General features: G+C 63.5%; 16 protein-coding genes. 4 read left to right on the forward strand and 12 right to left on the reverse strand.

Going from position 1 to position 17,193, the window contains the following annotated elements:
- Positions 1–13: 13 nt before the first annotated feature.
- The 10 genes from MC381_RS13655 to MC381_RS13700 all read right to left on the reverse strand — a co-directional run bounded on the left by MC381_RS13655 (position 14) and on the right by MC381_RS13700 (position 9,699).
- Complete coding sequence (locus MC381_RS13655; RefSeq protein WP_251978296.1) at positions 14–301, reverse strand: HP0495 family protein; 288 nt, start codon at positions 299–301, stop codon at positions 14–16.
- 128 nt (positions 302–429) lie between these two features.
- A complete protein-coding gene (locus tag MC381_RS13660; RefSeq protein WP_251978297.1) occupies positions 430–1,647 on the reverse strand; it encodes a D-alanyl-D-alanine carboxypeptidase family protein in 1,218 nt (405 codons plus the stop codon).
- Between the two features lie 26 nt (positions 1,648–1,673).
- Complete coding sequence (locus MC381_RS13665; protein WP_251978298.1) at positions 1,674–2,633, reverse strand: septal ring lytic transglycosylase RlpA family protein; 960 nt, start codon at positions 2,631–2,633, stop codon at positions 1,674–1,676.
- Positions 2,630–3,604, reverse strand: coding sequence for a lytic murein transglycosylase B (mltB, locus tag MC381_RS13670; protein WP_251978299.1), 975 nt, complete (start codon positions 3,602–3,604; stop codon positions 2,630–2,632). Before mltB ends, MC381_RS13665 begins: the two co-directional genes overlap by 4 nt.
- A gap of 114 nt (positions 3,605–3,718) precedes the next feature.
- A complete protein-coding gene (rodA, locus tag MC381_RS13675) occupies positions 3,719–4,861 on the reverse strand; it encodes a rod shape-determining protein RodA (RefSeq protein WP_251978300.1) in 1,143 nt (380 codons plus the stop codon).
- Positions 4,851–6,746 carry a penicillin-binding protein 2 gene (gene mrdA, locus MC381_RS13680; RefSeq protein ID WP_251978301.1) on the reverse strand — a complete coding sequence of 632 codons (1,896 nt, stop codon included), beginning with the start codon at positions 6,744–6,746 and terminating at the stop codon, positions 4,851–4,853. Before mrdA ends, rodA begins: the two co-directional genes overlap by 11 nt.
- Before the next feature lie 90 nt (positions 6,747–6,836).
- Positions 6,837–7,304 carry a 23S rRNA (pseudouridine(1915)-N(3))-methyltransferase RlmH gene (gene rlmH / locus MC381_RS13685; RefSeq protein WP_251978302.1) on the reverse strand — a complete coding sequence of 156 codons (468 nt, stop codon included), beginning with the start codon at positions 7,302–7,304 and terminating at the stop codon, positions 6,837–6,839.
- Positions 7,301–7,678 (reverse strand): ribosome silencing factor, encoded by a 378-nt coding sequence (gene rsfS, locus MC381_RS13690; RefSeq protein WP_251978303.1) that lies wholly within the window; start codon positions 7,676–7,678, stop codon positions 7,301–7,303. Before rsfS ends, rlmH begins: the two co-directional genes overlap by 4 nt.
- A gap of 58 nt (positions 7,679–7,736) precedes the next feature.
- On the reverse strand, positions 7,737–8,384 hold the full coding sequence (nadD, locus tag MC381_RS13695) for a nicotinate-nucleotide adenylyltransferase (RefSeq protein ID WP_251978304.1): 648 nt from the start codon (positions 8,382–8,384) through the stop codon (positions 7,737–7,739).
- 31 nt (positions 8,385–8,415) lie between these two features.
- Positions 8,416–9,699, reverse strand: a complete 1,284-nt coding sequence (locus MC381_RS13700; protein ID WP_251978305.1) for a glutamate-5-semialdehyde dehydrogenase — start codon at positions 9,697–9,699, stop codon at positions 8,416–8,418.
- Positions 9,700–10,117: 418 nt separating this feature from the next.
- On the opposite strand from MC381_RS13700, the gene MC381_RS13705 reads away from it, so the two are divergent.
- Genes MC381_RS13705 through MC381_RS13715 form a run of 3 tightly spaced genes read left to right on the forward strand, consistent with a single transcriptional unit; the run spans position 10,118 to position 13,259 of the window.
- Positions 10,118–10,942, forward strand: a complete 825-nt coding sequence (locus tag MC381_RS13705; protein ID WP_251978306.1) for a hypothetical protein — start codon at positions 10,118–10,120, stop codon at positions 10,940–10,942.
- Positions 10,933–11,856, forward strand: coding sequence for a diguanylate cyclase domain-containing protein (locus MC381_RS18365; RefSeq protein ID WP_251978307.1), 924 nt, complete (start codon positions 10,933–10,935; stop codon positions 11,854–11,856). The genes MC381_RS13705 and MC381_RS18365 overlap by 10 nt, the downstream gene beginning before the upstream one ends.
- Complete coding sequence (locus MC381_RS13715) at positions 11,853–13,259, forward strand: bifunctional DedA family/phosphatase PAP2 family protein (protein WP_251978308.1); 1,407 nt, start codon at positions 11,853–11,855, stop codon at positions 13,257–13,259. The genes MC381_RS18365 and MC381_RS13715 overlap by 4 nt, the downstream gene beginning before the upstream one ends.
- 78 nt (positions 13,260–13,337) lie before the next feature.
- Here MC381_RS13715 and MC381_RS13720 read toward each other — a convergent pair whose 3' ends face one another.
- Both MC381_RS13720 and mpl read right to left on the reverse strand, forming a co-directional pair.
- A complete protein-coding gene (locus MC381_RS13720; protein ID WP_251978309.1) occupies positions 13,338–14,021 on the reverse strand; it encodes a flavin prenyltransferase UbiX in 684 nt (227 codons plus the stop codon).
- A complete protein-coding gene (mpl, locus tag MC381_RS13725) occupies positions 14,005–15,372 on the reverse strand; it encodes a UDP-N-acetylmuramate:L-alanyl-gamma-D-glutamyl-meso-diaminopimelate ligase (protein ID WP_251978310.1) in 1,368 nt (455 codons plus the stop codon). Before mpl ends, MC381_RS13720 begins: the two co-directional genes overlap by 17 nt.
- A gap of 415 nt (positions 15,373–15,787) precedes the next feature.
- Here mpl and MC381_RS13730 point away from each other — a divergent pair, with 415 nt between their 5' ends.
- Complete coding sequence (locus MC381_RS13730; protein ID WP_251978311.1) at positions 15,788–17,047, forward strand: 6-phosphofructokinase; 1,260 nt, start codon at positions 15,788–15,790, stop codon at positions 17,045–17,047.
- Positions 17,048–17,193: the final 146 nt, after the last annotated feature.

Below are 17,193 nucleotides of genomic sequence, written 5' to 3' on the forward strand. Positions count from 1 at the left end.
AGCACCGATTCGCTCATAGCACCATGTGCACGCGGCCGGTCGCCTTGAGCTCGCGAAACAGCGAATCCAGCTGCGCCTCGCCGGTCGCGTGAATGACCACGCGCATCGACTGAAAGCGGCCGTTGCGGCTATCGGAGAGCTTGATGGTCGACGGATCGAAACCGGGAGCGTGGCGCTCCACGATCTGGCTGGCAACGGCGACAAAGTCTTCGGCAGCGTCGCCCACGATCCTGATCGGGTAGTCGCAGGGAAATTCGACCTTGGGCCGCGGCAGATCAACGTCGTTGGGTGTCTGTGTCATGGTATCGAACGCTGGATAATTTCCGACCATTCTACTCAACATCTCGCGACGGACCAACTCATGTTGCTGTCGCGAGCGCTCGAACGGACGCCGGTAGCCACCATGATACGGTAGCTACCGGTCGATCCTTAGTTGAAGAAGCCGGTCACGAAGAGGACCACACTATCCCACAGACGTTTGAAGATGCCGCCCTCTTCGACGGTCTCCAGCGCGACCAGCGGTTCCTGACCCAGCACCTCGTCACCGGACTTGATCTCTAGCGTACCGACCTGCTGGCCTGCCTGTAGCGGCGCATGAAGGGTTTCCGGCAGATTCAGCCGTGCCGTCAGATTCTCGGCACTACTGCGCGGCACCGTCATGCTGACATCGCTCTGCACCCCGAGCCGCACGGTATCACTGGCACCGCCCCAGACACGTGCCTCGTTCAGTACGGAGCCGGCATCGTAAAGCTTGCGGGTCTGGAAGAAACGGAAACCGTAGTTGAGCAGGCGCTGGGTTTCGGCGGCACGCGCTTCGTCGGAATCGGTCCCCATCACCACTGCAATCAGACGCGTGTCCTGCTTCTTGGCTGATGCGACCAGGCAGTAGCCAGCGGCTTCGGTATGACCGGTCTTGAGACCATCGACGTCGGGATCACGCCACAGCAGGCGATTACGATTCGGCTGACGAATATCGTTCCAGGTGAAGTACTTTTCCGAGTAGACCGCGTAGTGGTCAGGAAAATCGCGGATGATATGGCGCGCGAGTCGTGCCAGGTCATGGGCGGACGAGTAGTGATCGTCATGCGGCAACCCGGTCGGGTTCATGAAGTGGCTGTTGCTCATGCCCATACGCTGGGCCTGCTGATTCATCAGGTCGGCGAACGCGGATTCGCTTCCGGCCACGTATTCGGACAACGCGACGCTGGCGTCGTTGCCGGACTGTACGACCACCCCGCGCAGCAGATTCTGGACGCTGACCTGCGTGCCCTCCTGGATGAACATGCGGGAGCCGCCGGTGCGCCAGGCATTCTCGCTGATGCTGACCATGTCGGTGTCGTCGATGCTGCCGCGATCGATCTCCTGCTCGACGATATAGGCGGTCATCATCTTGGTCAGGCTCGCCGGCGGCAGACGCTGATCACCGTTGTGATTGACCAAGAGCTTGCCGGTGGATGCATCCATCAGCACCCAGGAGGACGCCGCAAGATCCGGCGGAGAGGGAATGAGCTGCTCCGGCTGGGGGTCCGTCGACATCTGGCTATCTGGCGTGGGTTGCTGTGCGCTGACCGGCGATGAAAGCAGTCCCAGGCAGAGTGACGCAGAGATGACCAGGCGAGAAAATGACGAAGTGAACAACGCTTTCATGGCAATCGAATTCTCACTGAACAGGGTTACTGAATAGGCGGTACGACGAACGCCTGGCCATAGCCGGCGTCGTTCAGGGTTGCCCGGAGGGCTTCCAAGGACGTCAGATCATGGATGGGGCCGACCTGAACGCGGTACAGAGAGGCCGCATTGTCGATGCGGACGGGCTGCGACAGCAACCCTTGTAGACGTTTTTTCAACGCCAGTGCGTTATCCCTTGAGCCGAGCGCGGCCACCTGGAGATAGCGAACGGTCGTCCTGGCGCTCTCGACCGGGTCGGCGGACGCTGCCGTTGTGGCTGCCGGGACAGGCCGGGTGGCCTCACGACTCGCCATCGCGGACGCGACAGCAGACTCAGACGACCCGGCATTGGCCGGCGCAGCAACGGTGCCGGGAGCCACGGGCGTGCGGGCGCCTGCCCCGCTCGCTTCACCGGCCTGGCCACCCTGCTCACGCGCCCAGGCTCGCGGGTCGATCGCCTCGACCCGAACGCGCCCGGTTCCCTGGTCGAGGATATCGAGGCGCGCGGCCGCCGCGTAAGAGAGATCGATCAGACGGTCGCCGTGAAACGGACCGCGGTCATTGACGCGCACGATCACCTGGCGTCCGTTATCGAGATTGGTAACGCGGGCGTAGGTCGGCAACGGCAGTGACCGATGTGCCGCGCTCATGCGGTACATGTCGTAAGTCTCGCCGTTGGCGGTGTCATAGCCCTGAAACTTGGCCCCGTAGAAGGAAGCCCGCCCCTCGGCCACGTACCCTGTCGGATCATTCAGCACATGGTAGGTCTTGCCCCACACCGTATAGCTCGAGCGATTGCCGCTACGCGAGCGAGGCTCGACGCGCGGCACGGCATCCGGAACCTCGGAGACATCCTGCGGCACATCCGGATAGGCGTCGTTCTGCATCGCGTAGCGCCCTCCACCACTACCGGCACAGCCGGCCAGGAGCAGCGCAAGCACGCCGGCAAGCCACCAGCCTCTCACAGGGCATCCTCCTCGCTCGCCGTCTGGATGGCCTGTGCCAGCGTCGCGACCGCCATGGCGTAGAGATGGCTGTGGTTATATCGGGTGATCACATAGAAATTGCGCAGGCCGAGGACATAGCGAACGTGACCATCCGCATAGTCGAGCGCGATCGGCAAGACCTTGTCCTCCGCCGCCAGCTGTCCGGCAGTCGGCTCGATGCCCGCTGCAGCCAGCGCCGCCAGCGAGGTATCCGGCGGCACTGTCTGATTGAAGACGATCGAAGGGGGCTGGACGTCGGGACCGCTGGCTTCGACCAGCACGGCCTGCCCCCGCTGCCAACCATGTTCGCTGAAATAATTGGCGATGCTACCGATGGCGTCCACCGGATTGTTCCAGAGGTCCCGGAGGCCGTCGTCATCGAAGTCGACAGCGTAGGCCTGATAACTGGTCGGGATAAACTGCGGATAGCCCATGGCCCCGGCATAGGAGCCGTACTGAGAGGCCGGATCGACGCCTTGGCCCAGCGTAATCTGAAGAAAGGCCATCAACTCGCCGCGAAAGAACTGCCCCCTTTCGGGATGATGAAAGGCCAGTGTCGACAGCGAGTCGAGTACACGGTGCGAGCCCTTGTGCTGGCCGTACTGAGTCTCGACCCCGAGAATGGCGACAACCACTTCCGGCGGCACACCATAACGCTGCTGCGCCCGCTCGAGAGCATCACGATGCGCCTCGAGAAACGCCACGCCCTGGCGCACCCGCTCGGGCTGAATAAAGATGTCACGATACTGATCCCAGCGCAGGCGGCGTTCCGCCGCGTGACTCATGGCGTCAAGCACTTGCGGACGAAACCTTGCTTCGCGCATGGCCGCCTCGAGCTTCTCGGCCGGCAATCCATCCTGTTGTGCCAGGGATGCCACCATCTCGCGCACCTCGGGATGGGTGGCGGGATCGAAATTGTCGTTGGCCCTGGTACCGGGCGCTGACGCCATCAGGCAAGCCAGACCGACAAGACCGAGAACAGCCCGGCTTTTCTCTTTCCAGCAATATGTCCAGCAAAACGGCATGCCCTATCGCTCCCTGCTAGCGGACCGCCCGACCCAGCCTCAGTGCGTCAAGAGACGACGGTGGGTGTGAATCGACATGAGAATACCGAACCCGGCCATCAAGGTCACGCTGGAGGTCCCGCCGTAGCTGACCAGCGGTAGCGGCACCCCGACCACCGGCAGAATGCCGCTGACCATGCCGATATTGACGAAGACGTAAATGAAGAAGGTCAGAACGATACTGCCCGCCAGCAACCGTCCGTAGGTATCCTGGGCGCTATTGGCCATGACCAGACCGCGCGAGACCAGCAGCAGGTACAGCACCAGGATGGTGAGCATGCCGATCAGGCCGAACTCTTCCCCCAGCACCGCGACGATGAAGTCGGTATGGCGTTCGGGTAGAAACTCCAGCTGAGACTGGGTGCCGAGCCCCCAGCCCTTGCCCTCGATGCCCCCGCTGCCGATCGCCGTCTTCGACTGGATAATGTTCCAGCCGGCGCCGAGCGGATCGCTCTCCGGATTCAGAAAGGTCAGCACACGCTGGCGCTGGTAGTTGTGCATGTTCATCCATAATAGCGGCGCCGCCCCCGCCGCCATGGCGATCAGCGTCAGGATGAACTTCCATGACAGGCCCGCCAGCAGGATGACGAACGCGGCAGCGGCCGTCACCAGCATCGACGTACCCAGATCGGGCTGACGCGCAATCAACAGGACCGGCACGGCAACAATGACCGCACAGACGAGAAGATCTTTCCACGACGGTGGCAGCGGCCGCCGGTGCAGGTAGGCCGCCAACATCATCGGCATGGCGATTTTCATCACTTCCGAAGGCTGAAAGCGTAGCGGACCGATCTGCAGCCAGCGCTGTGCGCCCATGCCGATGTCGCCCATGACTTCTACCGCGACCAGCATCATCAACCCGGCACCGTAGGCCAAAGGCGTCCAGCGGTAGAGCGTCACCGGCGAGAACTGCGCGATGATCGTCGCACCGAGTAGCGCCACCCCCATGCGAATGGCCTGCGCCAGCGTTGTATGACTCGACATGCCGCTGGCGCTGTAGAGCACGACCAACCCAAACGAGACCAGCAACAGCAGAATCGACAGCAGCCACGGATCGAGATGCAGACGCAGCCAGAGCGAACGTTTGCGGCCGACACGGGCGCGTTGTCCACCCGGCGCGGTGCGTTGGAAATCAGTCGCCATCGAGCCCCTCGACCTCTTCGTTGATCGTGGCAGCCGGCAGATCCTCGTCCTCTGCCCGCGGCTGCAGCCAGGCGTCCGAGATCGCGGTGCCCAAACCGGAAACCCCGCCGCCCGCGTTCTCGACGATTACGGCCAGCGCGATCTGCGGATCCTCGACCGGCGCGAAACCGATGAATAACGCGTGGTCACGCAAGCGCTCTTCCAACTCATCGGCGTTGTAGCGCTGGTTCTGCCCCAGCGAGAAGACCTGTGCCGTGCCAGTCTTGGCCGCCATGTTGTACTCGAGGCTGGCACCCGCCCTGCGGGCGGTTCCTTCATTGCCGTTCAGCACCGCTTCCATGCCTTCGTAGACATCGTCCCACCACTGTCGGTTGTCCATCTGCACGTCGGGCTTGGTATCCGAAAACGGCGGTGTCACCGGCGTATCACCAATGCGCTTGGCAAGGTGCGGCCTGACCCACCGCCCATGATTGGCCAACGTGGCGGTCGCCGTGGCCAACTGCAGCGGCGTGGCCATGAAATACCCCTGCCCGATACCCGCCGACAGCGTCTCGCCGGGGTACCACGCCTGATTGTACTTCTCGCGCTTCCACTCTCGAGAGGGCATCAAACCGGGCAGTGCGCCCTGAACATCCAGCGAGGTTACCTCGCCAAAGCCGAACTCGTGCATGACCGATGACAGCCGATCGATGCCCAGGCGATAAGCCATGGTATAGAAATAGGTATTGTTGGAGACCTCGATCGCCCGCTGCAGGTCGACACGCCCATGCCCCCAGCGCAACCAATTGTGGTAGCGCCGGGAATCGTTCGGCAGCTGAAAGTAGCCCGGATCGTAAATAATATCGTCGGGTTCCACCACGCCATACTCGAGCGCCCCAAGCGCCTCGAAGGGTTTAACCGTGGAGCCTGGCGGATACTGCCCGCGGGCCGCCCGATTGTAGAGCGGCAGATCGATATCTTCCTGCAGCTCGCGGTAGTCGTCGTACGAGATACCCGTTACGAACTTGTTGATATCGAACCCGGGCGCCGAGACCATGGCCAGAATGTCTCCGGTCTTGGGCTGGATGGCGACGATCGCCCCTCGACGTCCGTCCAGCAGATCATAAGCCATGTGCTGGAGGCGACTGTCGATCGTCAGCGTCACATCTTCGCCCGGCTCGGGTGGATCACGCTCGAGCTCGCGCAGCACGCGGCCACGCGCGTTGGTCTCGACCTTGCGCAGTCCGGCACGACCGTGCAACTGGGATTCATAGGTGTCCTCAACGCCGGTCTTGCCAATGAAATGCGTGCCGGCGTAGTTGCCGGGATCGAGATCGGCCAGCTCTTCGGCATTGATGCGCCCGACGTAGCCGAGCACGTGAGACATCACGATGGGATCGGGATAGTAGCGCATCAGCTGCGCCTCCACCTCGACGCCGCTCAACAGATAGCGATTGACCGCCAGCCGCGCGATCTGATCCTCGCTGAGATCGCTCATCAATAACGCTGGCTGATAGGGCCGCTGTCGCTGCCGCGAACGCTCGCGGAAGGTCGCGACCTCATCCTCGGGGAGATCCAGAATCTGCACCAGCCGTTCAAGCGTGGCATCGAGATCATCGACCCGCTCGCGCACGATCGTCAGGTTATAGGTGGGGCGATTCTCCGCCAGCAGCTTGCCGTTCCGATCGTAGATCAGGCCACGCCGAGGCGGCAGTGGCTCCACGCGCATGCGGTTGTTATCCGAACGCGTGATGAATACGTCGTGCTCGAACACTTGCAGGTAGACCAGCCGCGAGACCAGCCCGATGGCCATCAGCAGAATGAGCAGCGCGGCAACCAGAGAACGGTTGCGGAAGAGGCGAGCTTCCTGCTCGTGACTCTTGATCTTCTGACGAGACTTACGCATGCGGCGCACTAACTAACGGAAGGACGTTCCGCGAAAGCGGGAGATAGCGTTCAGGGAGGTCGAATGACTGCAAGCGACGGACTCTCTGGATCAACGGTGGTAAGGGTGACCTGCGAGCAAGGTCCAGGCGCGATAGAACTGTTCAGCCAGCACGACCCTCACCAACGGATGCGGCAGCGTCAGCGCCGACAGCGACCAGGACTGTCGGGCGCGCGCCACGACGCGCGGGTCGAGGCCATCGGGGCCGCCAACGACCAGCGCCACATCCTGCCCCTCGAGGCGCCACCGACCCAGGTTGTCGGCAAGGCGCTCGGTCGTCCAGGCAGCGCCTTCGACCTCGAGCGCCACGACTTGTTCCTGATCGCGGAGCTTCTCGAGCATTCTGTCGCCTTCGACCTGAATCGCCCGGGCCACATCGGCGTTCTTGCCCCGCGCCCCGGCCGCAATCTCGACGATGTCGAACGGCATCTCTCGCGGCAGGCGTTTGCGGTACTCCTCCACCCCGGCATCGACCCAGGCTGGCATACGGGAACCGACGGCGAGCAGCCGTACCTTCATCCCCGCAACTCTTGCTGTCCGCTGTGACGGCTGGCCTGCTGGGTGTCGGCCGGCAGATCGGACCACAGCCGCTCGAGATCATAGAGACGGCGCGTCTCGGGCATCATCACATGCACCACGACATCGCCGAGATCGACCAGCACCCACTCGCCGCTATCCTGTCCTTCGATGCCCAGCGGTCGCAAGCCGGCGTCCTTGACCTTCGAAACGACGTTATCCGCCAAGGCGGCGACGTGGCGCGAGGATGTGCCGTTAGCCACGACCATCATGTCGGTCACGCTGGTCAGTTTCGCGACGTCGAGTTCGACGACATCACGCGCCTTGAGTTCCTCAAGCGCCTCGATGACCAGCGATTTCAGAGTATCTTTCTGCATAGCTCCTCATAGGGGAATCGCAATCCCTGGAATTCGGGAATCGCGCATTCTACTCCGATCACCCATGAACGCCAGACCCGCGGGCCCGATACAGGCCATGGCTGGCAATGTAGTCTTCCACGCTGGGCGGCAGCAGGTAGCGCACACTCTGACCGGCTTGCAGCCGACGACGCACCTCCGTGGCGGCAATCGCCATGCGGCTCGGCAGCCGCAGACGCAAAAGACCACCGTAGGGTGCCTGCATCAGCTCATCGACGCTGGCCGCCTCCCGCCCCGAGATCAGCGCTGCCAAGGCCGGCTCCAGCGGCGACTCATGGTCAGGCCGATCAAGCACCACGATATGCGCCAGCGAGAAAAGCCGCTCGTGCTGGTGCCAGTTCGGCAGCCCGAGAAAAGCGTCGTGACCGACCGCCATGACCAGCCTCGCGGTATCGCCGAGCTCGTCGCGCAGCGAGGCCAGTGTGTCTACCGAATAAGAGTGACCGGTGCGCCGAATCTCGCGATCGTCCGCCACCAGGCCCGGCGTATCGCCAATGCCGGCGGCGAGCATCGCCAGACGATGCTCGGCGGAGATACCCGGCGCCTCTCGATGCGGCGGCACGTGTACGGGAATCATGTGCACGACATCTAACGCCAGCACTTCGCGAAGCTCGATGGCGCTACGCAGATGCCCGAGATGCACCGGATCGAAGGTACCCCCGAGCATCGCAACTCTGGCCGGCACGCCCGCTGTTGAGCTACTGACGGACATGGCCATCGCCGAAAACCACATACTTGCGCGTGGTCAGCCCTTCGAGGCCAACCGGACCGCGCGCATGCAGTTTGTTGGTGGAGATGCCGATTTCCGCGCCCAGCCCGTACTCGAAACCGTCGGCGAACCGCGTCGAAGCGTTGACCATGACCGAACTCGAATCCACCTCGGCGAGAAACCGCCGCGCCAGCGTGAAGTTTTCGGTGACGATGGCGTCGGTGTGCTGAGAACCGTGGCGATTGATATGCGCGACCGCCTGATCGAAATCATCGACTACACGGATCGCCACGATCGGCGCCAGATACTCCTCGTCCCAATCCGATGCCTGCGCGGCCAGCGCGTCCGGCAGCAACGCGCACGTCTGCGGACAGCCACGCATCTCCACGCCCTTGTCCCGATAGATGGCGGCGATTCGCGGCAGCGCCTCGCCGGCCACCGCGCCATGCACCAGCAGTGTCTCCATGGTATTGCACGGCGAGTAGCGCTGCGTCTTGGCGTTGTCGGCAATCGCGACGGCCTTATCGAGATCCGCATGGGCATCGATATAGACATGGCAAACGCCATCGAGATGCTTGATGACTGGTACCGTGGCTTCCTTGGCGATCCGCGCGATCAATGACTTGCCACCGCGCGGCACGATAACGTCGACAAAGGTTGGCATGGTGATCAGCTCGCCGACAGCGGCGCGATCGGTCGTCGCCACGACCTGCACGGCCGTCGGCGGTAGCCCCGCATCTTCAAGACCGGCGCGAATGCAGGCGGCAATCGCCGCGTTGCTCGAAGAGGCTTCGGAGCCCCCGCGCAGAATGCAGGCGTTACCTGACTTGAGGCAGAGGGTGGCGGCTTCGACCGTCACGTTGGGCCGCGACTCGTAGATGATGCCGACGACGCCCAGCGGCACCCGCATCTGACCGACCTGGATGCCGCTGGGGCGATAGCTCAGCCCATCGATCTGTCCCACCGGGTCCGCTAGTGCCGCGACCTGGCGAACGCCGGCGATCATCGCTTCGATACGGGCAGGCGTCAGCGCCAGGCGATCGAGCAGCGCGTCACTCAGCCCCGCGTCGCGCCCGCGCGCCAGATCCTGCTGGTTAGCCGACTCGAGACTCTCTCTCGCGGCATCCAGACGCGCGACAATCGCCGCCAGCGCGGCATTCTTGCGGCCGCTATCGATCCCTCGCAGCGTGGCGCTCGCCTGACGCGCCTGTTCTCCCAGTCGCTGCATATAGCCGGGAATATCGTCGACCTTCTCGGTCGCTTTGTCCTGCATGGCGTACTGTCCCGTGTCGGTCTTCAAACCCGGCATTGCCACCCGTCGGCAGCATTGCCACTATTATGAGTCACTTCGATCACTATGAGTCACTTCAATCGCTATGCGTGCTTCGATCGTGAGCGTCACCGGTGTCCAGAGGTCGCCCCGATCGCGATGGTCAACTGTCAAAGGCCTTTTCACCTACCGTTAGGCCCACCGGCTCACTCTCACTGAAGAGACTGGCCGATGTGCCCTGGCGAGCCCCTTGACCCGTGCCATCGGCCGCGATGCTTTCTACCTCATCGCCAAGCGGACCAAAATGCGCTTAACACATTGTCTTCGATCGTAATTCGCGCTATGCGCCCGGTAACACGGCATGCGATAGTGAACGCCAATCGACGTGCGCAGAATCGTAATCGGCCCAATATAAGACACCATGCAAAGCAAGTACAAAAGCCTCGGCACACGGATGCTGCTGATTCCGGCCGCGTTACTGGCATTCGCCACCGGCTGGTTCGGCGGAGACGTCCTGCGGATCGTCGCCTGGATGGCGGGAGCGCTTCTGCTGGTTCTCGCCGTGCGCCCCGCCTACCTCCGCCGCTACCTGCCGCTGATCGCGCTGGCGGTCGCTATCGCCATGCTCGCGAGCGGGCGAGGTTCTGCGCTGCCCTGGCTCTGGATTATCCCGCTCTGCCTTCAGAGCATCCCGGGGCGCTGTGGCACGATCGTCAATATCATGGTCTACGTGGGTACGCTCGGCTATGCCGCGATCACACTATCGCCACCTTCAGCCCTGGTCGCCGGCATCTCGCTATCCGTGATCTGGCTGCTATGCTTGGAGTATCGCCGATCTGCCTCACCGATTTCGGCACCGGAAACCCACTGGCTCATGCCGGCTAGCCGTCTCGACGCCGACGTGCAGGATGAATTGCGTCGCAGCGAGCGCGAAGCCCTCCACGGCGAGGTCACCATATTCGGCTGCGCCCACCCCACCACAGGACAGATGAACGAGTTCTGCCAGGTGCTGCACGACAATCTGGCGCTCTATGAGCGCGCCTATCATCTTGACGGCCAGGACATTGCCGTATTGCTCGTGGCGACAAACGCCGAGGCCGCGTATGAGCGCCGCCAACAGCTTGAACACGCCATCTCGCCGCACCGTGTGATCTCGTCGACCCCGCTGCGCGACGTAGGCGGCCGATTCCGGAGTTATCGTTCGCGACCTCAGTCTCCCCAGCAGGAGGCCGCCACGTGGTCGTAAGCCGCTATAAGCTCACCGCTCAGGTGCTGGGCCTGGCGCTGTTTTCGGCGCTCGCCCTGTGGCATTACCTGATGCGCCATTACGACCTGATCCTGCCGCCGGCCCTGCTTGCCTCCGCACTGCTGATCTCCATGCCCCTGCAATGGTTGGGGCGCCTGCGACCGGCACTGGCCGATTATTTTCTTCTGATCGGCGCGCTGGCATTGTTCGCGCTAGAGGCGCCAAGCACCGCCCAGGGCATGCTCTGGGCCGGACTCCCCGCCATCGTCAGTCTGCTGGTGCTTTCGCTACCTCTCGCCCTGCTCCTCAACCTGTGCCTGGTGCCTGCCTGGCTCGCGCTGCTGGGCGACATTCACGTGACCGCCCAGAATCTCGCGATGGGCTGGTGGCTGACCATCATGGCCACGGCACTGGTTCAACTCTTCATCTCCGCCCCGCGCCCCGGACGATTCAGCCTGATGCCCTGGCTGCGTGAACGCCGCCTCTCCTCCACGTGCATCCGCGAACGCCTGCGCGTAGAGGTCGCGCGCGCCACGGCAATGGACCGGCCACTAAGCGTACTCGTGCTTTATATCCCGCAACTGGACCAGGCCGACGATCAATTCGGTACCCAGCTTCGCGAAACCCTATCGGAAACATTCAGCGAAGTCGTCACCCACAACAGTCGACACAATGACCTACTTGGCGAGTGTCGCGAGAACGTTTTCTGGCTCGCGCTGCCAAACTCTCGCGAGGCCGGCGCTCTGGCCGCCGCCAAACGGCTTTCGAACGCGATCGTGGCCATCTCTCAACCCGAGATCGGCCCACTCGAAAGCTGCACCCGCGTCTGCACGCTGGTCGATGGCGAAGAGGCGGATCACTTTCTCGAACGCCTCGATCGGGCCGCCGACAAACTATTGGAACCGCAAGCTTGAACGTCACGGACTGGCTCTATTCTCTTGGCGCGTCGCCCGGCTGGATGGCGCTAATCATTTTCGGCCTGGCACTGATCGAGTCGCTGGCCATCATCGGCATCGTGGTTCCCGGCGTCGCGATGCTGGGCGCCGCTGCCTCGGTCGCCGGCCACGCCAACCTGGCAATCTGGATCATGCTGCTGGCAGGCGCATCCGGCGCTTTCGTAGGCGACAACCTGAGCTTCTGGCTCGGGCGAACGCAGCGCACTCGCCTTCCCCGTTGCTGGCCACTCCGGCGTCATCCTGAATGGCTGGAGCGAGGGACCGCCTTCTTCCAGCGCTACGGGCTCCTTTCCGTGGTGATCGGCCGATTCGTCGGCCCGGTCCGCCCTTTCGTGCCCATGGTGGCCGGCATGCTGTCCATGCCGACGCGCCGCTTCACGTTGATCAATGCTGTCTCGGCCCTCGCTTGGGCACCGGTCTACCTGCTCCCGGGGTATTGGCTCGGTCGCTCATGGACCGAGATCGCCCAGCTGCCAGCTGGCACCGAGCGCTGGCTGGTGGCGCTGTCATTGTCTCTTCTGCTACTGGGCGTAATCTTCTCCTGGTTCCGCTACCAACTGAGCGGTGACGGGCGGCTACACCGTTGGCTAGATAGTCGACTGGATGGCGGCGGCTGGCTGGCGGGTCTGTGGCGCGGCCTGAGTTCTCCCGCGCCGGACAGAGAGTTTCCCCTGGCTTCGCTGTCGCTGCTGTTCACCAGTCTGATCGCGCTGATTGCCTGGACTACCTGGGTGCTGCTGCATCACGGGCCGCTGCCGATGGATCAACAGATCCACTCGCTAGCGGCCATGCTGCAACAGCGCTGGCTGGTCGGCACCAGCGAGACGCTGGCGGAGGTCGGTGATGCCTTCGGCATCGGCGTGCTGATGGCACCCTGGCTACTATGGCTGCTATGGGCACGGCGCTTTGCGGCGCTCCTGCACATTGGCGGCGCCCTGGTCACAATCGCGGTCGCGAACACCGTCTTCAAGGCACTGGCGGGGCGTACCAGGCCGGATACACCGGACTATTTGACCGGCTCGATGTCCTACCCCAGCGCGCACACCTCGACCATCGTGGTGGTCGTGGGGCTGACCGCGGCGTTCGCCGCCCAGGCACTACCGCAGCGTTATCGTGCCTACGCCTACTGGAGCGGTATCCTCCTGTGCGCCCCCATGGCGCTGTCACGGCTGGTGATCGGCGTGCACTGGGCCAGCGACCTGATCGGCGGCGCCCTGCTGGGTCTGGTCGTCTGCGCCCTGGCCAGGATCAGTTACCAGCGCTTTCAGCGCCCGGATCGCGACATGCCACCCTGGCTCGCACTGGCGGCGACGTCACTGCTGCTGATCGTGGCACGCGTGATCTGGTTTGCGCCGGTCTAACGCCAACCCGCACTGGACAACCACCGGAAACCCCACTCACCCTGAATCTGTGGGTACCGCGGCCGGGTATCGACGGCGCTATTCGGCGCGCTCACCCCAGGCAGGCATCAACGACTGGTCGATTCCCAGCTGATTGAGCAGGCGTGCGACGATGAAGTCGATCATATCGTCGACGCTCTGCGGCCGATGGTAGAAGCCGGGCGCCGCGGGCAGCATGACCGCGCCCATGTTCGTCAGTTTGAGCATGTTGTCGAGGTGGACCGCCGATAGAGGCGTTTCCCGAGGCACCAGAATCAGCTGCCGGCGCTCCTTCAGCGCCACATCCGCGGCGCGCTCGATCAAGTTGTTGCTGGCCCCGGTCGCCACGGCGGAGAGCGTACCGGTCGAACACGGGCAGATGACCAGCGCTCGCCAGCGACCCGAACCCGATGCCACTGGCGCCATCCAGTCCTCTCTGCCGAAGCAACGAATCTGCGAGTCTCCGGCACCGGTACGCGCCGCCAGAACCGCCGCCAGTCGATCCGGCTGGGCAGGCAAGTCAATGTCGGTCTCGACGGCGATGACCCGATGCGCCGCCTTCGACACCATCACGTAGATTTCGTGACCGGCAGCGACCAGGCACTCGATCAAGCGCAGCCCGTACTGCACGCCGGAAGCACCGGTCAGCGCCACCGCGACCGGTGGCGCGTAATGCGTCGTGTCCGACGTTGCGGCGGGGGCCGAACGGTCGCGCTCAATCGCTACCTCAGGGCGTCGTGACATGTCGTGCCTCCAGTGCCGCGAGAAGCTTGGCATGAATGCCGCCGAAGCCGCCGTTGGACATCACCACGATTCGGTCTCCAGGTCTCGCCGCCGCGACGACGTCGCTGACCAGCGCGTCCAGATCAGTCTCGACCTGACTGGTCGCGTGGGCGGCGACCACGCTCGCCAATGACCAGTCCAAGCCGGGCGGCTGGTACCACCAGACGCGGTCGGCGGACTGAACGCAATCGGCCAGCCGCGCCTTCATCTTACCTTGGCGCATGGTATTGGAACGCGGCTCGATCACCGCAAGCAGCCGCCCGGGAGCCGCGTCGCCCAGGCCCTCCAGCGTCAGGGCAATAGCCGTCGGATGATGGGCAAAGTCGTCGATGACCTGAATACCCTCGACTTCACCGCGAACCTCCTGACGCCGTCGCGGCGCCACGAAATCACCCAGCGCACGACAACCCGCCGCCGGATCGATGCCCAACTGGCTTGCCGCTGCCAAGGCCGCGACCGCGTTGGCGGCGTTGTGACGGCCGCTCATCGTCCATTCGACACGCTGCTCGGTCAGCCCGCGGCGCACGCCAAAGCCACCGCGGCCCGGCTGCCAGTCGATCTGCCAGTCATTGCCGTCCCCTTCGCCGAAGCGTTCGATCGGCGTCCAGCAGCCTTGGGCTAGCACCCGCTCTAGCGCGGGTTCCCCGCCGGCCACCACAAGCGCCCCCTTGCCCGGCACCGTGCGCACCAGATGATGAAACTGACGCTCGATAGCCGCGAGATCCTCGAAGATATCCGCATGATCGAATTCCAAGTTATTGAGAATCGCCACGTCCGGACGGTAATGCACAAACTTGGAACGCTTGTCGAAGAAAGCGGTGTCGTACTCGTCCGCCTCGACGACAAAGGGCGCACCGGCCGCCCCAAGGCGCGAAGAGACGCCGAAGTTACCCAGTACGCCGCCGATCAGGAAGCCCGGCTCCTGGCCATTCGCCTCGAGCAGCCATGCCAGCATACTGGCAGTGGTGGTTTTACCGTGTGTACCGGCGACCGCCAACACCGGCCGCCCCGGCAACACGTGCTCCGCAAGCCACTGGGGGCCGGACACGTAAGGCAGGCGCGCATTCAACAGCGCCTCGATCTCAGGGTTGCCACGTGACAGCGCGTTGCCAACAACGACCAGGTCGGGATGCGGCTCGAGGTTGGCCGCGCGATACCCCTCCATAAGAGTGATGCCCATCTCCTCGAGCTGGGTACTCATCGGGGGGTAGACGTTGGCGTCGGAGCCGGTCACGTGATGCCCGAGCAGCTTGGCCAGTCGCGCCAGACTGCCCATGAAAGTCCCACAGATACCTACGACGTGAACGTGCATGCCACTCTCCCTACGCTGAACCGGCGAGACTAGCATGGCGCCGAAAACCGGACCACCGCAGGCCCCTTCCACGCCTGCCACAAGCGGCGCGCGCGATGTCCTTGCCACCACGACCATCGACGCTCGCCGCCTTATCTCAACGCTTTGTCGCAGAAAAATGACCGGTATCCGCACCGGCGTCTCGTATTAACAGCCATCAGCCTTTCGGCTATGCTGGCCCCGCACCCGTGACTTGCACCACTTTCGAACACCGGGATCGGGCCATCGACCCCTGGCAGCGCTCTCGCAGGCCCTGCCGGGCAGGTCGCCTCGAGTCTGCGGCCCAGGGAAGCGGCCTGGCGGACTCGGTCCGGCACGACGGCGGATCCAGGCACCGATACCGGCGACTACTGCCCCTCAGGAGATCAGAGCCGACATGGCCAAGCACAACGCCTTCTACGCCCAGTCCGGTGGCGTCACCGCCGTCATCAACGCCAGCGCCTGCGGCGTGATCGAAGCCTGCCGCCGCCACCCGGACCGCATCGGTCATCTCTACGCGGGACGCAACGGGATTATCGGCGCGCTGCTGGAAGACCTGATCGACACCAATGACGAAAGCGACGACGCAATCGCGGCGCTGCGCCATACGCCGGGCGGCGCCTTCGGCTCCTGCCGCTACAAGCTGAAATCGATCGAAAGTCATCGCGCGGAGTACGAACGGCTGATCGAAGTCTTCAAGGCCCACGACATACGCTACTTCTTCTACAACGGCGGCGGCGACAGCGCCGACACCTGCCTGAAGGTCTCCCAGCTGTCCGAGACGCTCGGTTATCCGCTGACCGCGATCCATGTGCCGAAGACAGTCGACAATGATTTGCCGATCACCGACAACTCTCCGGGCTTCGGCAGCGTTGCCAAGTATGTCGCCACCTCCACGCGAGAAGCCGCTCTCGATATCGAATCGATGTGCTCTACGTCGACCAAGGTCTTCATCCTCGAGGTCATGGGACGACACGCGGGCTGGATCGCTGCCGCCGGCGCACTGGCGGGCGATTCTCAGAAAGAGGCCCCGCATGTCATCATCTTTCCGGAGATTGCCTTCGAGCGTGACAAGGTGATGGCGCGTATCGACGATGCCGTCAAGCGCCATGGCTTCTGCGTGATCGTGGTTTCGGAAGGCGCCCAGCATGCCGACGGCACCTTCCTCGCCGATGCCGGTAGCACCGACGCCTTCGGCCACAAGCAGCTGGGCGGCGTCGCCCCGGCCCTGGCCTCGATGGTCAAGGAAGACCTAGGCCACAAGTATCACTGGGCCGTCGCGGACTATCTGCAGCGGGCGGCACGCCACATCGCCGCCAGGACTGACGTCGAGCAGGCCTACGCCGTCGGTGAGTCCGCTGTCGAACTGGCGCTCGACGGACAGAACGCCATGATGCCGGCTATCAAGCGCGTCTCGGAATCCCCTTACGAGTGGTGCATCGAGGCTGCCCCCCTCTCGCAGATTGCCAATCACGAGAAGTTCATGCCGCGCGACTACATCAGCGAAGACGGCCTGCACGTGAGCGAGGCCGGGCGGCGTTATCTTGCGCCGCTGATTCTCGGCGAGGATTTCCCGCCGTTCGACAACGGCCTGCCGCGCGTCGCCAAACTGAAGAAGACACCGGTAGCGCGCAAGCTGGCCGATTTCGAACTGTAGACTTCAAAGACGGCAGGCTTCCTCCCGAGCCCGCCACAGCCCCAGCACGCAGCGCCGTCAATCGACGGCGCTGCTGTCGTTCAACACCCGTCCACCAGCCGCTTGTTACACGCAAATCGTTTGACAACCCTCCCGCGTTTTGGAAT

This window comes from Salinicola avicenniae (genome assembly GCF_023736115.1).
Lineage (GTDB): Bacteria > Pseudomonadota > Gammaproteobacteria > Pseudomonadales > Halomonadaceae > Salinicola > Salinicola avicenniae.